Source organism: Propioniciclava flava (assembly GCF_004126535.1).
Lineage (GTDB): Bacteria > Actinomycetota > Actinomycetes > Propionibacteriales > Propionibacteriaceae > Propioniciclava > Propioniciclava flava.
Genome location: NZ_PPCV01000003.1, coordinates 310,567 through 327,647 on the forward strand (window position 1 = coordinate 310,567; position 17,081 = coordinate 327,647).

Annotated in this window: 11 protein-coding genes; 9 read left to right on the forward strand and 2 right to left on the reverse strand. The window is 69.7% G+C overall.

Features of this window, described 5'->3' with window-relative positions:
* Positions 1–25: 25 nt before the first annotated feature.
* Genes C1706_RS06140 through C1706_RS06180 form a run of 9 tightly spaced genes read left to right on the forward strand, consistent with a single transcriptional unit; the run spans position 26 to position 15,112 of the window.
* The gene (locus tag C1706_RS06140; RefSeq protein ID WP_129458335.1) at positions 26–997 is read left to right on the forward strand and encodes an AAA family ATPase; all 972 of its coding nucleotides are present in this window, start codon (positions 26–28) and stop codon (positions 995–997) included.
* Entirely contained in the window at positions 994–2,298 is a 1,305-nt protein-coding gene (locus C1706_RS06145; RefSeq protein WP_129458336.1) for a DUF58 domain-containing protein, read from the forward strand. The genes C1706_RS06140 and C1706_RS06145 overlap by 4 nt, the downstream gene beginning before the upstream one ends.
* Entirely contained in the window at positions 2,295–4,595 is a 2,301-nt protein-coding gene (locus C1706_RS06150; protein WP_129458337.1) for a transglutaminase-like domain-containing protein, read from the forward strand. The genes C1706_RS06145 and C1706_RS06150 overlap by 4 nt, the downstream gene beginning before the upstream one ends.
* A complete protein-coding gene (locus C1706_RS06155) occupies positions 4,592–5,869 on the forward strand; it encodes an FHA domain-containing protein (protein ID WP_129458338.1) in 1,278 nt (425 codons plus the stop codon). The genes C1706_RS06150 and C1706_RS06155 overlap by 4 nt, the downstream gene beginning before the upstream one ends.
* Positions 5,869–6,708: a PP2C family protein-serine/threonine phosphatase gene (locus tag C1706_RS06160; protein ID WP_164987456.1), complete on the forward strand. Its 840-nt coding sequence runs from the start codon at positions 5,869–5,871 to the stop codon at positions 6,706–6,708. The genes C1706_RS06155 and C1706_RS06160 overlap by 1 nt, the downstream gene beginning before the upstream one ends.
* Before the next feature lies 1 nt (position 6,709).
* A complete protein-coding gene (locus C1706_RS06165) occupies positions 6,710–8,386 on the forward strand; it encodes a double zinc ribbon and FHA domain-containing protein (RefSeq protein ID WP_129458340.1) in 1,677 nt (558 codons plus the stop codon).
* A complete protein-coding gene (locus tag C1706_RS06170) occupies positions 8,383–10,017 on the forward strand; it encodes a serine/threonine-protein kinase (RefSeq protein ID WP_129458341.1) in 1,635 nt (544 codons plus the stop codon). Before C1706_RS06165 ends, C1706_RS06170 begins: the two co-directional genes overlap by 4 nt.
* Positions 10,014–10,739, forward strand: coding sequence for a hypothetical protein (locus C1706_RS06175; protein WP_206661002.1), 726 nt, complete (start codon positions 10,014–10,016; stop codon positions 10,737–10,739). Before C1706_RS06170 ends, C1706_RS06175 begins: the two co-directional genes overlap by 4 nt.
* Positions 10,736–15,112 (forward strand): type VII secretion EssC family protein, encoded by a 4,377-nt coding sequence (locus tag C1706_RS06180; RefSeq protein WP_129458342.1) that lies wholly within the window; start codon positions 10,736–10,738, stop codon positions 15,110–15,112. Before C1706_RS06175 ends, C1706_RS06180 begins: the two co-directional genes overlap by 4 nt.
* A 9-nt stretch (positions 15,113–15,121) precedes the next feature.
* Here C1706_RS06180 and C1706_RS06185 read toward each other — a convergent pair whose 3' ends face one another.
* Positions 15,122–15,538, reverse strand: a complete 417-nt coding sequence (locus C1706_RS06185; protein WP_129458343.1) for a hypothetical protein — start codon at positions 15,536–15,538, stop codon at positions 15,122–15,124.
* Between the two features lie 8 nt (positions 15,539–15,546).
* Positions 15,547–17,073, reverse strand: a complete 1,527-nt coding sequence (locus tag C1706_RS06190) for an alpha/beta hydrolase family protein (RefSeq protein ID WP_129458344.1) — start codon at positions 17,071–17,073, stop codon at positions 15,547–15,549.
* Positions 17,074–17,081: the final 8 nt, after the last annotated feature.

The window sequence follows — 17,081 nt, forward strand, 5'->3', positions numbered from 1 at the left end:
ACCCACGGACGAAGGAACACACACGATGGAGCTCACCCCGCAGAACGCGGCCTGGTTCGCTGAGACGTTCGCCAAGCTCACCGACAACGTCGGCCAAGCGTTGCTGGGCAAAGCGCCCGTGATCCGGCTGGCGCTCACGTGCATGCTCGCCGAGGGGCACCTGCTGCTGGAGGACGCGCCGGGCACGGGCAAGACCGCGCTGGCTCGCGCCCTTGCCGCGACCGTGCAGGGCACCCATAGCCGCATCCAGTTCACGCCCGACCTGCTGCCCTCCGACATCACCGGCGTGACCATGTACGACCAGAAGACGTCCCAGTGGGAGTTCCACAAGGGGCCGATCTTCGCGTCCATCGTGCTGGCCGACGAAATCAACCGCGCCTCACCGAAGACACAGTCGGCCCTGTTGGAGGTCATGGAGGAGTCGCAGGTCACCGTGGACGGCACCCGCCACGAACAGGGCCGCCCCTTCATGGTGATCGCCACCCAGAACCCGGTCGAGCAGGCGGGAACCTACCGGCTCCCCGAGGCGCAGTTGGACCGGTTCTTGATGAAGTCGGCCGTCGGCTACCCCGACCGGGCCGCCGCCCTGCAGGTGCTCGCCGGCTCCGCCAACCCCGACCGCGCCAAGGGTCTGCGCCCCATGATCGCCACTCACGCCGTCGCCGAGATGGCCGACATGGTGAAGACCAACTACGTCAACGAAGCCGTCTTGGACTACGTGCAGCGCCTCGTGGAAGCCACCCGTGAGGACGCCGACACCACCCTGGGCGTCTCGACGCGTGGGGCGATCGCCATGGTGCGCGCCGTGCGCGTCTGGGCGGCCGCCCATGGTCGCAACTACGCCGTCCCGGACGACGTCAAGCAACTCGCCGCCCCGGTGTGGACGCATCGTCTGGTCATGTCCCCCGAGGCCGAGTTCTCCGGGGCCACCGCAACCCAGGTCATCGCCCGGGCGCTCGACAATGTGGAGCCGCCGAAGGAGCGCCAGGGCCAGTGAGCGACGAGCAGCAGCGGCGCCAGACCTTAGGGTCGGGGGTGCGCCACCTCATCGACGCAGGGGGGCAGCTTGGTTCGGTCCTGCGCCGGGCCGGGCAGCGCGTGGGGGAGGCCCTTCGACCGATCACGCGTGCGATCGCCCGCCGCACCGATCCCGTGGTGCGCACCGTCTCCCCGCTGGGGTGGGTCGTGATCGGCAGCCTGCTGGTGGGCGGCGCCTTGGGTTGGCGCTACGGCTGGATCGAGTTGCGCACCCTGGCCGTGCTGTTGCTGATCCTGCTGCTGGTTGCCGTCGCGTTCACGTTCGGACGCTGGAACTACGACGCCGCGATCGAGTTGGGCAACCGCCGCATCCGCGTCGGACAGACGGCGCTAGGCCGGGTCGTGCTGCACAACACGTCCGGGCGGCCCGCGGCGTCGTCCATCCTGGAACTCCCCGTCGGACGCAACGTGGCCGCCTTCCGCGTGCCGCGCCTCGCCGCAGGCGAGGAACACGAAGAGGTCTTCCAGATCCCCGGACGGCGCCGGTCCGTCGTCCGTATCGGGCCCGTTCGCGCCGTCCGGACCGACCCGTTACGGCTCCTGCATCGTCAACGGCAATGGACCGATCCGGTCGAGTTGTTCATTCACCCCGAGATCGTGCGGCTGGAAGCGGTCGCCCTGGGATTCCTCAAAGACGTCGAGGGTGTGACGACGCAGAACCTGTCCTCCTCGGACGTCTCCTTCCACGCCTTGCGCGAATACGTCCCCGGGGACGACCGGCGCTCGATCCACTGGCGGACGACCGCACGGGTCGGGAAGCTGATGGTGCGCCAGTTCGAGGAGACGATGCGCTCCCACCTGCTGATCGTCTTGTCACTGGATCCGGAGTCCTACCGTGACCCGGCCGACTTCGAGCTGGCCGTCTCCTGCGCGGCGAGCCTGGCATATGCGTCGTTGAGCGAAGAGCGTGCCGTCACGATCCACACGGCACACGACACCTTGTCCTTCCCCAACGCCGTCGTCATGCTCGATCAGCTCTCACGCCTGGAACTGTCCCGCGGCGGCAGCAGCACCTTGCGAGAAGTCGCGCTCGAAGGCGCCCGCCGCGTCCCGGACGCCTCCGTGGCCGCGATCATCACCGGCGGCGTCGAACCCGCCGAACTGCGCGGTGCTCAACTGGCGATGCCCCCCGAGGTGGCGACGTTCGCGCTGCGCTGCGACGCGACCCTCACCACCTCGCGGCGGCGTGCCTCGAACCTGATCGTGCTCGACGTGCCGACGCTCGCCGACCTTCCCGGCGGCGTGAGGAGCCTGCGATGACCGCCCTGTCCTTGACCCCGCCCGCCACGCAGGAACGCACCGCCTTGAGCGGCGCCGATGTCGTGACAGCCTTCGTAGCGGCCGCGCTGTTGCTGCTGCCCGGCGTCGTGTCTTTCGGTCCCGTTTTCGGGGGAGCCGCCGGGTATCTCGCCGCAGGCGGCGGCGTCCTGATCGGCCTGATCATCGCCTTCCTGGCCGTCCGGGGCCGGTGGGCCTTCGCGACGACCCTGGCCACCGTGGTCGGGGCCTACCTGCTGTTCGGCGGTGTGCTGGCCCTGCGACCGACGACCCTTTTCGGCGTCGTGCCCACCCCCGAAACGTTGCTGCGGCTCGTCCCCTTGTCGGTGCAGTCGTGGCGCGACCTGCTCACCGTGCGTCCGCCAGCCGGAAGCTTCGTCGGGCCTGCCGTCGTCCCGTACCTGGCAGGGATCGTCGCGGGACTGTTCACCGGACGCCTGTCGTTGTCGGTGCGCCGCTACCTGTGGGCGCTCCTTCCTTCGGCCGCCTTCTTGCTCGTCGGCATCCTGTGGGGCATCGACGTCCCCGCCGCGGGCGGCGCTCTCGGCCTGGGGTTCGCCTTCATCGCCTTGCTGTGGGCCGTGTGGCGTCGCCACCGTGCCAACGCACTGACGGGTGAAGAGCTGCTGTCTGATGGATCGGCGATCTCTGGGCCGCGGACCATCGCTGCTGCGGCGGCGCTCGTCGCGGCAGCGACGGCCCTCTCGGTGGCCGTCATGCCGTTGCTGGGGCCCGCCGGGGGACGCGTCGTGCTGCGCCAGTTCGTCCAGCCGCCCTTGAACCTGCAGGACTACGCCAGCCCGCTGACCGGCTACCGTCACCTCGTCGATGACCAGAAGAAGTCGACCCTCTTCACCGTCGCGGGCCTGCCGGATCACGGACGAATCGAGGTCGCGACCCTGGACGCCTACGACGGCCACGTCTTCAGCATGGACGGGGAGTCGGCGCGCTTCCTCCGCATCGGCCCCTCCGTCTACGGAACCGACGCGGGCACTCCGCGCACCCTCGACATCGGCATCGACAACTATGCGAGCGTGTGGCTCCCCGGGGGCGGAGACGTGCGCGGCGTCCGGTTCAGCGGCCCGCGCGCCGACGACCAAGCTGAAGGGCTGTACTACAACTCCTACGGCGGAACGCTCCTGACCACGGCGGGCGTCGCGGCGGGGGATCGCTACAGCGTCGACCTTGTCGTGCCACCCCCCACAGACGACGCCGCCGCCCAGCGCGTCTCTCAAGTGCCGGTCGGCGACGTGAGCCGGGTTCCCGACGTGGTGGGCGAACGCGCCACCGAACTGATCGGCGACGCACACACCCCGATGGAGCAACTGCGTGCCCTGGAGAAGGGACTGCGGGAGGGCTACTACCTGACCGGTCCCAAGTCGCGCCCGGGACACTCCCTGGAGCGCATCACCACCATGCTCACCGGTGACCTGCTGGTGGGAGACGACGAGCAATACGCCGTAGCCATGGCGCTGATGGTCCGGCAACTCGGCATGCCTGCCCGTGTCGTGATGGGGTTCTACCCCGGCAAGGACGACAAGGCCACCGGCGGCGTCTTGGCGGTGACGGGAACCATGGCGCACGCCTGGGTGGAGGTGCCCTTCGACGGGCAAGGCTGGGTGACCTTCGATCCGACGCCCGATCGTGACCGCGTCCCGCAGACAACGGTGCCGAAGCCGCGTCCGCAGCCGAAACCGCAGGTGCTGCCGCCGCCCGATCCGCCGATCAACATGCTGCAGGACTCGATGGACAAGCCCGGCAACAACGAGGACAGCGAGCGCCCCGGCGAGAACGTGGCGTTGCGCATCCTCGCGGCCGCAGGCATCGCGGCCCTCATTGCCTCGCTGCTGGCCGCCCCGTTCGTCCTGATTGCGTGGCTGAAGAGCCGCCGTCGGGAACACCGCCGCCATGCGCCCCAGGTGGCGGACCGGTTCAGTGGCGCGTGGGCCGAACTCGAGGACGCCGCCGTGGATCTCGGTACCCCGGTGCCGACGCTCGCGACGCGGGCAGAGACCGCCGAGGCCCTCACGCAGACCTACCCGGATGTCCCGCTGCCCCAGGTCGCCGGTGCCGTGGACGCCGGGGTTTTCGGGCCTGGACAGCCCACCGACGAGGCCGCCGCCGCTGTGTGGAAGCATGTCGACGGCGCGTTGACGAGCTTGCATGCAGGCCTGAGCCGCTGGCAGCGTCTGCGGTCGTTCATCTCTCTGCGGTCGTTCAGGCGTGGTGGCGGGCTCCTGTCACGCGTCCCTGTGCCCTGGCGAAAGGCGAAGCCATGAGCGTGTACCCCTACAACCTCACCCCTGAGGGCGCGCCCACGGACGCGACCGGTTCCTACCCGATGGTGGCGGGCTACACCCCCATGACGACGGGACGTCGGGTGGCGATCGTGCTCGTCGATGGCGTCATCGGTGGTGCTGTCGGGGGGCTGACGGCGTTTCTGACCCTGCAGGAGAACGGCTGGGGTTTGCCGGTGGGGATCGGCATCTCCGTGGTGTACGGGTTGGTGACGTTGTGGGCGGTGTTTGGTCGCTCCGCGCGCTTGGCCGGTTTGCTGATGAAGGCGCAGTACGTCGACGTCCGTACGGGAGCGCTCAAGGGCGGGTCGTTGTTCCTTAAGCAACTCCTGCAGGGCGTGCTCGCCGGGGTCACGTTCGGTATCGCCCCCCTCGTGCTGGTGTTCGCCAGCGTGCAGGGGCCCATGCGGCGCAACTTCTTCGATCGGGCGACCAAGCTGATGCTGGTCGATGGACGCAGCGGTCGTCGTCCCGGCAGCCCTCCCGAGGCTGCGGTATCCCCGCAGGCGACCTCCCATGTGGCGGCCGTGCAGTTCCATCCCGAGCAGGCGCCCACCGCGTGGGGGGCTCCGGGTTCCACCTACGAGTTCCCCGCCGTCGCGACGATCACCGACGACGGTGGTCTCATTACCGCCGTGCCCGGCAGCGGTTCGGCCCCCACGGCGGGCGATGGCGCCCCGAGCCCCGCGCCGTGGCCGATCCCCGCCGCCCCGCACCCCGCCATGCCCGCGCCGGCGGCGGCACCGATGCCCGCCGCTGCGCCGGCCCCCCTGCCTACCCCGGCAGCGCCGCAGGACAGGCCAGCGCCGGCCGCGTCCTGGCCGCAGCAGCCCGCCGAGGAGGTCTTCTTCGCTCGTCCGAGCGCCCCCCAGGTCACCGAATCGGATCGCACCGTGCTGGCGCCCAGTTCCCTGGACGGCGCGAGCACCACCTCGACGACCCCCGAAGTGACGTTGGACGGGGAACACGCGCTCCTGGTCGGCCCACCGCTGGTCTTCGGCCGTAACCCGGTGGCGCCCGGGAGTCACCCCGACGCTGTGGCGCACCGCCTGGAAGATTCCTTGCTCTCGAAGACCCATCTGCTGGTGGGACGCGACGAGGAGGGCGTGTGGGTGATCGACCTGAACTCCACCAACGGGAGCCGCGTGGCGAAGGTGCCTGAGGCGACCCCGCGCCTGGTCGAACCGGGGCGACGCGTCCGGCTACCCGAGGGCGCCAGCGTCCACTTCGGCCAGCACCGGATCACGGTCGGATGATGGGCTCCTCACTTCCGTGCCTGGAACTCCGGGCTGGGGCAGCTACCGATCCGGGCCGCTTCCGTGACCACAACGAGGACTCCTACTGGGCGCATCGCCCAGTGTTCTTGGTGGCCGACGGCATGGGCGGGCACGCGCGTGGGGATGTGGCGTCCGCTGAGGCGGTACGCCAGTTCTCCCAGGTCCACGGCGAGTGGACCGACGCGTCGGCCATTCACACCGCCATGGCGACGGCGGCCACCAACATCGCGGCGCTGGCCGGGTCGGGCCGCGCCCCCGGAACGACACTGGCCGGGGTCGCGGTGACCGAGCAGGCCGGACGCCCGTACTGGCTCGTGTTCAACGTAGGAGACTCCCGGGTCTATCTCGCGCGTGATGGGCACCTCGAACAGGTCAGCGTCGACCATTCGCGGCGGCAGGAACTGGTCGATCTGGGACTGGTTGAGCAGTCGAAAGCCATCGGCGGCAACATCATTACCCGGGCGTTGGGCGGCGGCCTGCTGGGCGTCCCCGTTTTGGATCAGTGGCTGTTGCCGTTGCTGCCCCACGACCGCATCCTGGTGTGCTCCGACGGGCTCAGTTCCGATCTGACCCCCATGTTGATGCTGGCCATGCTGCGCTCGATCGAGGATCCGGAAGAGGCGGCGGCGCACCTGGTCCGCGCGGCGGTCACGGCGTCGGGACGCGACAATGTGACGGCTGTCGTGGTGGACGCGGTGGGTGTCATGCTGGCCGGGGGTACGCACTCGGGGGACGATACGGACACGCTCAGCGATCCGACGGCGACGAACGGACACGGTGACGGGTCGATGCGCCGTCCCGGAGCGGGGAAGGACTGACATGCACGCCTTGTGGTTTGAGGGGACCGATCACGGACTGGTGTGGTCGCACGGCATGGCGCTGGTGTCGGGTGAGGTGTCGACGAAGGCCGCCGGTGACATCTGGCTGGAGTTCGTCGATGGGGGCGATCTTGCGGCGTTCTTGAAGCTGCTCAGCATCCACACCGGCACCGATGTGCTGTCGTTGCCCGGGTTCGCCATCGCGCTGCGGACCCCGCGCGGCGACTGGCAGTTGGCGGCCCGCGGCGACTGGGTCGCGCAGGTCGATGACGAAGTGGTCCAGGGCGCGGGCATCTCGACGTGGGCCGAGCGCTCCGTCACGGGCGGGGCCGCCGCGTGCGTGGGGCGTGTGGGTGACCCAGCCGAGGGACGCCCGCTGGTCGCGGGGCTGGTGGTAGCCGGGGGGTTGGCGTGGGGATCCGCCGTTCCGACTCGCCGGACGGCCCCCGCGCACGCCGCGCAGGCCGAGGTGCGGCACGGGGCACAACGACGCCCCCAGCCCCCGGCTGCACCGGTCGAGCCTGCAGCGCCGGTCGCCGTCCCCCTCGTGTCTGCGGAGACGGACACTGACCTGCCCGTGCTGCTCCCCCCTGCCGGGCCAGCCGACGGAGTGCAGCAGGACGAGGGGGTGGAACTGCCCGATTGGGCGGCGACCCTCCTCGGCGAGGAAGCCGACCTCGCGCCGGAGGGCGACGAGGCCGAACCTGACGAGCCCAACCTCCCCCAGCCGGAGCCCCCCACCGGGGACCAGGCCGAGCCCGAGGACGCCCCGGTGGGGGCTCCGGCTCCCCACGATGACTCCGCCGATGATCGCCACACTCTCGATCCCGCAGCCGAGGCGCCTGCGGGGACGCCTGCTGAGGCGTCTGCCTGGTCTGGACGGTTCGCCCGGCAGTACGGAGACACGGAGATGTTCTCCATCGAGGACGCCGCCGTGCGCACCGACCAGGACGGGGAGTTCATCGCGGGCGTCCCCGGTGCTGCGCCCGCCGCGCCGACGCCGCCACCCCAGCCCGACGCTGGCTCGTCGGTGCCCCCGCAGGCCACGCCCCCTGTCGCTGCGGTGGCCGAAGACCGGACGCCGGGCGAAGGGCACACCACCACCACGGGGGGAATGCGCCGACTGCACGACGCCGAAGGTGACCATGACGGGGAGACCGTGTTGGCCGCCGACTTCGAGAGCGGCGCCACGTCCCCTGAGCCCGGACCGGAACCCATCGCGCCGGGGGAGTGGTCAGTCCTCGGCGTCCGCTGCCCGCAGGGCCACCCCAACCCGCCCCATCGCAGCACCTGCTTCGAGTGTGGCGCGCCGCTGACCGGTGCCGCCCATCGGATGCCGCGCCCCGCCCTGGGACGACTGAAACTGCCCAGCGGGGAGATCATCGACCTGACGGTGCCCGTGATCGTGGGGCGCAACCCTCGCGTCGAGCGCTATCAAGGCACCGTCCTGCCACGCCTTGTTCCCTTGTCACAAGGGCATGTGTCGAGCAACCACCTCGAACTGCGCCTCGAGGAGTGGAACGTGCTGGCCGTCGATCTGCATTCGACGAACGGGACCTTCCTGCGTCGCCGAGGTGAGGCCCCGGTGCGGCTGGGGGAGCGTCCCGAACTCTTGATGGACGGCGACGTCTTGGATCTGGGCCACGGCGTCCAGCTCACCTTGGAGGGCTTGCGGTGAGCCGGGCGCCCTCCACCCCACCCCTGCTCGACGGGTACGAGTATCTCGGTGTGCTGGGTACGGGAGGGTTCGCCGACGTCTTCTTGTACCGCCAGTTGAGGCCACGGCGCGATGTCGCCATCAAGGTCATGCTGCGGGGGCTGGGCAGCGACACGCAACGCCAGTTCGAGGATGAGGCGAACACGATGGCGATGCTGTCCAGCCATCCCTCGATCGTCAGCATTCACTCGGCGGGCGTCGCCCCCGATGGCCGCCCCTACCTCGTCATGGAAAGCTGCCACCCGCGGCACCTGGGGGCCCGGTTGCGGCATCACGTCCTGCCGCTGGGGCGAGCCCTCGAGGTCGGCATCCAGATCGGTGGCGCGGTCGAGTCGGCGCATCGACTCGGCGTCCTGCACCGCGACATCAAACCCGCCAACATCTTGTTCACCGATTTCGGACGCCCCGCGTTGACCGACTTCGGTATCTCCGCGGCCGAGGGCGGACAGGGGGCGGCGGCGTTCTCCGTCGCCTGGGCGCCTCCCGAGCAGATCGCGAACCAGCCCATGGGGGTGGAAGGCGACGTGTACTCCCTCGCCGCCACCGTCCACGCCATGCTCACCGGGCACAGCCCCTTCGACGTGCCGGGCGAGAACAACGCCATGGAACTCGCCAACCGCGTCAAGACGACGCCCCTGCCGCCCACCGGGCGCAGCGACGTTCCCGAGTCGCTGGAGGCGGTGCTGCGGACCGCGATGGCCAAGCGTCCCGAGCAGCGCTACCCCTCAGTGCTGGAGTTCGCACGAGCCCTTCAGCGGGTCCAGGCGGAAATGCACGAGTCGATCACGACGATCGACGTGCGCGAGGAACGCCACGACGACGAACTGACCCACTACGCCGAGACGGGAACACGCGTCACCGGCTTCTCGATGATCGATCCCGACGTCGCTCCCGACACGAACGAGGGCTGGTTCGACGTCAGCGGTACTCAAGGCACCCGGCAGACCGATCTGCGTCCCGAAGACACCTTCGACCGTTCGGGGACGGGGGAGCGGCCCGTCACGGCGGCAACGGAGACAGCCGAACCGGTCGCGCCCCCGCCGGTGCTGATGCATGGCCGTGGGTCACGCGAAGCCCATGCCCCCCTGGACTTCACGGGCCCCTCGATCCCGCAGGTCGCGGGCGAAGACACCTTCCGCGCCGAGCCAGGGGCAGCCGCACCCGCAACCCCGACCGCCGAACCGGAACCCCGACGCTGGCAGCCCCTGCTCCTGGGCGGGATCGCCGCCGTCGTCGTGATCGCCTTGGCGGTGGGGTGGTACCTCACCGGCGGCGGAGGCGCGACGGTCGAGCCGAGCGCGACGCCGCACGCCACCCAGGGCCGCGAACCCCTCGCCGCCGTGGCACCGCCCACGGGGATGGCCGGAGAACGACGCGGCGACCGGGTCGAGTTCACCTGGACCAACCCGGATCCGCAACCCGGAGACACGTACCTGTACCGGCTCGTGCAACTCGACGGCGAGGCCGCCGTGAAGGAAACCGATCAGACCACCGCGTCACTGCCCGCCCAGCCGCAGAGCACCTGCATCGAGATCGAGATCAGACGCTCAACAGGCCAGACCTCCCCTCCTGTGAAGAAGTGTGTGCCATGACCGTGACCCCGCTGGTCGTCGACTTCGCCGGCGAACTATATGAACCCGATCCCGCTGTGGTGTTCGAGATCGGACGCTCCGGCGACCTGGAGATCGACGACAACCCCTACCTGCACCGCCGGTTCATCGAGATCGTGGCCGCCGACGGCATGTGGTGGGTGGCGAACGTCGGCTCCCGGCTCGCAGCCCACCTCACCGACCGGCATGGCGTCCTGCGGACGACGTTGGCGTCCGGGGCGCGCGCGCCGCTCGTGTTCCCCGAAACACTGCTGACGTTCACGGCGGGCTCATCCTCCTACGAGATTCTGCTGAGCACGCAGGGGACGCCCGCCGTCCCGTCCCGCTCCGACGACGGACACGGCGACACCACGATCGCCCCGCCCGCGCTGACCGAGAGTCAAAAGCTGGCCGTCATCGCGCTGGCCGAACCGCTGCTCAAACGGGTGGGGACGGGCGCCTCCCAGGTTCCGTCCGCCGTCGAGGCCGCTGCACGGCTTGGCTGGCCGCAGACGCGGTTCAACCGGAAGCTCGACAACGTGTGCGACAAGCTCGATCGTGCCGGAGTCAGCGGCCTGCGCGGCGGACCGGGCAACAACGCGGCGAACCGGCGCGTCCAGTTGGTCGAGTACGCCGTCTCGACACTGCTGGTCACGAGCGCGGATCTTCCGCTGCTTCAGGCCGAGGCGCGCGCAAACCACGAACAGAAGGGGGAGCCTCGATGAAGCTCCGCGTCCTGTACCGCAAGCAGGGCGACCCGCTGCCGCGCCACATTCAGGTCACGGCGGATGCGACGGTGACGTCGGGCGACGTGGCCCGAGCCCTGCTGAAGGGGCCTGCGGCGGACGCGGCCATCGACGAGGCGGCCCTGCCGACCTTGCGGGTCACCGACCAGGCGGGTGGGGTGACTGTCCTGCCGCAGGATCAGTTGGTTGTGAGTTCGGGTGTTGTGTCCGGGGCCGTGCTGGAGGTGGTTCCTGCGGCGACGCATGCTGGGCATCAAGGCGACCCTGTGGCGCTGCTGCGCGTCCTCGGGGGACCCGACACGGGCGTCGAGGTGGCCTTGTATGCGGGGTCGTCCACGGTGGGCCGCTCCTCGGAGTGCGCCGTCCGGTTGACCGACCCGCTCGTATCGAAGCTGCACGCCCGGATTGAGATCGGCGAGACGGTCGAGGTGGTGGACGCGAACTCGGCCAACGGCGTCCTCGTCGGCGGCGTGCGCGTGCCGCGTGTCGCGGTCGGCCCCGGTGATCCCTTCGTGCTCGGTGCTACGACGTTGGCGATCAGCTATACCCGCCGTCTCGACCAGACGGCGTCGGCGAGCACCGACGTGGAGTACATCCGTTCCCCGCGCGTGCTGCGCCGTAGGCGCCCGGCTGCGATCGACCTGCCGCAACCGCAGAAGATCCAGGTGGCTCAGCAGTTCCCGATCTTGGCCATGCTGGCACCGATGATGATGGGCGTCGGGATGTACGCCGTCACCCAGTCGTTGCTGAGCCTCATCTTCGTTGCGTTCAGCCCGCTGATGATGTTCGGTTCGTGGGCCGATCAGCGGATGGAGACGCGCCGTCAGCAGCGCGAGGCCGATCTCGCCTACGACAACCGGCTCGCTGAGATCGATCACCAACTCGACGGCATCCACGCCGAGCAGCGCCAGCGGCTGCGGGACGCGCACCCGGCCGTCACCGAATGCGTCGATCAGATCGGACGCCTGGGCGAACTGGTCTGGTCGCGGCGTCCCGAGCACCCGGAGTTCCTGCAGGTGCGCCTCGGCGAGGGCCCCGTCCGGCCCCTGGTGGACTACCAGAACGCCGAGGTGACGGCCGCACCCCGCTACACGCAGCCGCGCACCCTCCTGCTCAACAAGTACGCGTGGATCGCCGACGCGCCCGTCATTGCCGACCTGCGTAGCGTCGGCGGGGTCGGGATCGCGGGCACCTCCGGGGTCGCGGAAGGAGTGGCGCGCGCGATCGTCCTCCAAGCGGTCACCTTGCAGTCACCCAGCGAGATGGCGGTCACCTGCCTCACTTCGACGGCGGGGAGGCAACGGTGGCAGTGGCTGGAGTGGCTGCCCCACGCCGCCTCCCCCCAATCGCCGACCGGCCCCCTGCAACTCTCCTCGGAGGGCGCCACCGGACGCCTCCTGCTCGATCGCCTCGAGGACGTGGTGGCCAGTCGCAGCGCCGATCAGGAGGCCGTCACGCTTCCGGCGGTCCTGGTCATCGTGGACGCCCCCTTGGTCGATATCGGACGCCTGACCCGGCTCGCGGAGAACGGGCCCGCGGTCGGCGTCCATATTCTGTGGGTGGCTGCCGAGAAGCGGCTCATCCCGGCCGCCTGCCGCACCTACCTGGATCTGGGCGATGGCACGGCCCCGATTGTGGGCATGGTCCGCGAGGAGGAGTTGGTCGCGCCGGTTCGGGTCGAGGCTGCGGACGCCGAGACAGCGGCCCGTGTTTCGCGTCGGCTGGCGCCGGTGGTGGATGCGGGGATGCCCACCGTCGACGAATCGGATGTTCCCCGTAGCGTGTCGGTCATCAGCCTGCTGGGGCAGGAGATGGCCGTTGACTCCGAGCAGATCCTGGGCCGGTGGCGGGAGAACGGTTCCCTCACCGATCGTTCCGCTCCGCCGAAGCCACGCGATCGCGCCAGTGACTTGCTGGCCACGGTTGGGCATTCAGGCACGGATCCGTTCACGCTCGACCTGCGGACTCAAGGCCCGCACGCCCTCGTCGGCGGCACCACCGGCTCCGGTAAGTCGGAGTTCCTGCAGGCGTGGGTGCTGGGGCTGGCCCACCGCTATAGCCCCGACCGGTTGACGTTCCTGTTCGTGGACTACAAGGGCGGTGCCGCGTTCGCGCGGTGCACGGATCTGCCGCACAGTGTCGGCATGGTGACCGACCTGTCGGATCACCTCGTCCGGCGCGCGCTGCGCAGCCTGCGTGCGGAGATCCGGCATCGAGAGGAACTGCTCAACAACAAGGGCGTCAAGGACCTGATCGACTTCGAACTGACCGGCGATCCGTCCTGCCCGCCCGCGCTCGTGATCGTCGTCGATGAGTTTGCGGCGTTGAAGTCGGAGGTGCCGGAGTTCTACGACGGCGTCGTCGACGTCGCGCAGCGGGGGCGTTCGCTGGGGCTTCACCTCATCATGGCGACGCAGCGTCCCGCGGGGGTCATCACCGACAGCTTGCGCGCCAACACCAACCTGCGGGTGGCGCTGCGGATGAACGATGACGCCGACTCCACCGACGTCCTCGGCGATGCTATGGCTGCACGGTTCGACCCGGGCATCCCCGGACGCGCGGCCGCCCGCACCGGTCCGGGGCGCATCACTCGCTTCCAGGGCGGCTACCCGGGGGCCCGCACCTATGCCACGCCGCCTGTGCCGCCCATCGAGGTCACCCAACTCGACTTCGGGCTCGGACACCCCTGGAAGGTCGCGACCGCCACGCAGGAGGGCCCGCAACCGGAGAAGGACATCATCCGGGTGGTGAGCGCGATCCGCCAGGCATCGCAAGCAGGCAAGGTCCGCACCCCTCGGCGTCCCTGGCTGGAGCCGCTGGCCGACCGGTACAACCTGGAGAACATGGCACAGCGCACCGACACCGAACTGGTGCTGGGGGCGATGGACGACCCGGATCATCAACGCCAGATCGTCACCCACTTCCGGCCCGAGGAGCACGGCTCGGTGCTGATCCTGGGCGCGGGCGGCTCCGGCAAGACGACGGCGCTGCGCACCCTCGGCGTCGCCGCCGGAATCACCCCCCGGGGTGGGCCCGTCCACGTGTACGGGCTCGACTTCGGCGGTGGCGGCCTCACGATGCTGGAGCAGTTGCCCTACGTGGGCTCCATCGTTGGGGGCGACGACGAGGAGCGGGTTACCCGGTTGGTGAAGCATCTGCTGACGACGGTGGATGAGCGCGCGGCCCGCTACAACGCCCTGCGGGCCTCCAGCTTGTCGGAGTACCGGACGCTGGCCAACCGACCGCAGGAGCCGCGCATCCTGCTGCTGCTGGACAACTTCGGAACATTCCGCGCCGAGTACGACACCAGCATCGTTCGCATGGCCGTCTACGAGGGGTTCCGGCGGATCGCGGCTGACGGGCGGGCGGTCGGCGTCCACGTGGCGATGACTGCCGACCGGGGGCCGTCGGTGCCGACGTCGGTGGCGTCCGCGTTCCTGCAACGGGTGATTCTGCGGCAGGCCAACGAGGACGGCTACGCCGACCTGAACGTCCCCCGGGACGTGCTGGGCCCGCAGAGCCCTCCGGGGCGGGCGATGCTGCAAGACATGCCCGAGGAGATGCAGATCGCGATCCTGGGCGAGGATCCCAGCCCGGCCGCACAAAGCCGACTGATCGAGGAGTTGGCCACCGAGATCGGGCCGCGCCTGACGGTGCGTCCAGAACCGATCAGGGCGCTGCCCGAACTGGTGCGCGCCGACACGCTGCCACCGAGCCTGGCGGGCAAGCCGGTGTTGGGTGTGGAAAGCCAGTCCTTGGCGCCCTTCCCGTTCGACCCGTCCGGCCCGCTGCTGATCACGGGTCCGCGTGGGTCGGGACGCACCAACGCCCTGCGCTGGTTCGCCGAATCGCTGCGTCGCTGGCAGCCCGGCATCGAGTTGTATCTGCTGACCCCGCGACGGTCCGCGTTGACGACGTGGCGCGGGTGGACGCGTACCGCGACGGGAGCGCACGATGTGGACTCCCTGGTGCGCGACGTCCTCCTGCCGCGCGTGCAGTCCGACGTGGAGCCGGGGACGCCGCCACGGTTCGCGATCATCGCGGAGGGGGTGTCAGATTTCGCCAACGGCGACGCGGAGATGAGCTTGTCCGACGCCTTGGTCGAGGCTCGGCGCAACGGGCACATGGTGCTGGGTGAGGCGGAGGTCAGCGAGGTCGGCAGCGGCTACAGCACGGTCATGTCGGAGTTGAAGCAGCCGCGCGCCGGGTTCATCCTGCAACCTGACCAAGACGACGAGGGCGTCTACCGCACGCCGCTGGGACGCATCAAGCGCACCGACTTCCCGCCGGGGCGGGGCCTGTGGGTCAAGGGCGGAAAGACGTGGCGCGTCCAGCTTCCGTTCGTGGAGTGACGCGGGAACTCAGCCGAGCTTCTCGCGGATCTCCCGCAAGGATGTGGGGCTGGTCAAGCCCAGATCCTGGGTGGCGACGCCGTCGGTGCCGTTGCTGACGCTGCACGAGACGAGCGAGCCCGGTCGGTCGTCGGCGCGTTCGGCCAGCGTCATCAAGACGTGGGTCAGCGTCTTCTTCAGGGCGGGGACATCGGGGGCGTTGCTGGTGAGGGTGCAACTGTAGAGGTGCGACACGGAAGCGTTGGTCACGGTGAGTTCCCCTCCCGTGATGCCGTGAACGGCCAACAGCGCGGGTTGGATGCGCGCCGCGCGCTCATGCAGGCTTTCCTTGGGGGCGCCGCCCCACCACGCGCAGCCGGTCATCAATACTCCGAGCGCGAGAAACACGCCCACCGTCATGCCTGCGCGTGTGCCGCGTCCCCGCATCGACCCTCCTAGCCCTTCGTCTCCACCGTCACCGTAGACGTTGTGGTGCCGTTGAGGTAACCGTCGAGTTGGTTGGCGGCGAGGTAGGCGTCGACGCTGGCCTGATTCTGCGGCGACAGGTGCTGCACGTCGGCGAGGTAGCCGTCCTGCTCGTGGTTGGCCGTCATGTCGAAGAAGGACGTGCCTCGAGGTGGCAGGTCGATGGGTGTGATGGACCCCTGCTGGGCGGGGAGGAACGGGACGACGCCCGCAACACCCAGGTCGAGCTGAGGGACCAGATCACCGATCTGGCGTGGCACGGGCACCTCCCACGAGGTGCCAGGGACCCGGACTGAATCGATCACGTTCGCGTGACCGAACGAGAGCACGGGCGCCGATCCCGGATGCAGGTCGGCGTTCTCGACCGGCGACCCATAGGTGATGACCCCGTCAACGGCGTAGCGCTGCGCGAAGTCGTGGTCGGCGGCCAGGTTGGCTGCGATGAGCCCGCCTTGGCTGTGACCGGTGAGCAAGATGTTGGCGCCGTCGGGCACGCCCGCGTTTTGGATCGCCAGGGCGACGGCCTGCGCGTCCGTTGCCTGGGATCCCTGGGCCATCGCCCACAGGTTGGCGGCCCAGTTGCGGGCGTTGGAGTTGTCGCTCCACCCCTGCAAGGAGCCGATCTCGGCCTGGGTGCCCGGCACGGAGACGAGATAGCGGGTCACGCCATCGGCCCCGACGATCGTGTCGACCCGCACCCCATTGTGGGTATACGCCGACATCGTGGCCGCCGTCAGACTGGTGAAATCGGTGACTTTCTGCGTCGTCGGGTCGGAGGTGATGTCGCGGGCCGCACCTGCGCCGGGCGTCCCGGGGTCGAGGAAGCGATGATCGGTGCCCGTGACGACGTTGGCCACCATCCCGCCGAAGGTTCCCCACGCGAGCGTCCCGGCGGCCAGCACCTCGGCGAGCTGAGGCGGGTGCCCGTCGAAGAAGTTCCAGGCCTGAGCGTTGCCGCCCAGCGCGGTGAGGAAACGATCCCATCCGGCCAGGCCAGCCTCGACGCGGGGAACCACGAAGTTGGCGACGTCACGGACTTGGTCGGTGACCCAGTTCCCGGCATCGGAGACACGATCTGCCACCCAGTTCCCGGTGTCGTGTGCCCACGTCAGGCCGTCCTCGACTCGGTCCCCGAGCCAGTCCAACCCGTCGCCCACCCAGCCAAAGGGATCGTTCCCGCCACCAGAGCCGTCCGACCCGCTCGCGGCGAGGGTCGAGGCACCGAGTTCGTCGCTGGTGCGTTCCTGCTCGTCGGCGTTGGTTCGGGCTGTGGAGGCGAGTTCACGCAGTTGCGTGGCGATCTCTTGAGCTTGCGTCCGCGTCCCACCGTGCCAGCGCGCGGCGAACTGGTCGATGTCGGTGCCGCTCCAGTTCTGCCGGGTGAGCGTGACCAGGCGGTCGACCTTGCGCGAGCTGTCGAGGACGGCCTCGGCGCGGCGCTCCAACTGCGAAGCGAGTGCGCGGATCTCCGCGACATTCATGCCGATGAGAGACATTGCCACCT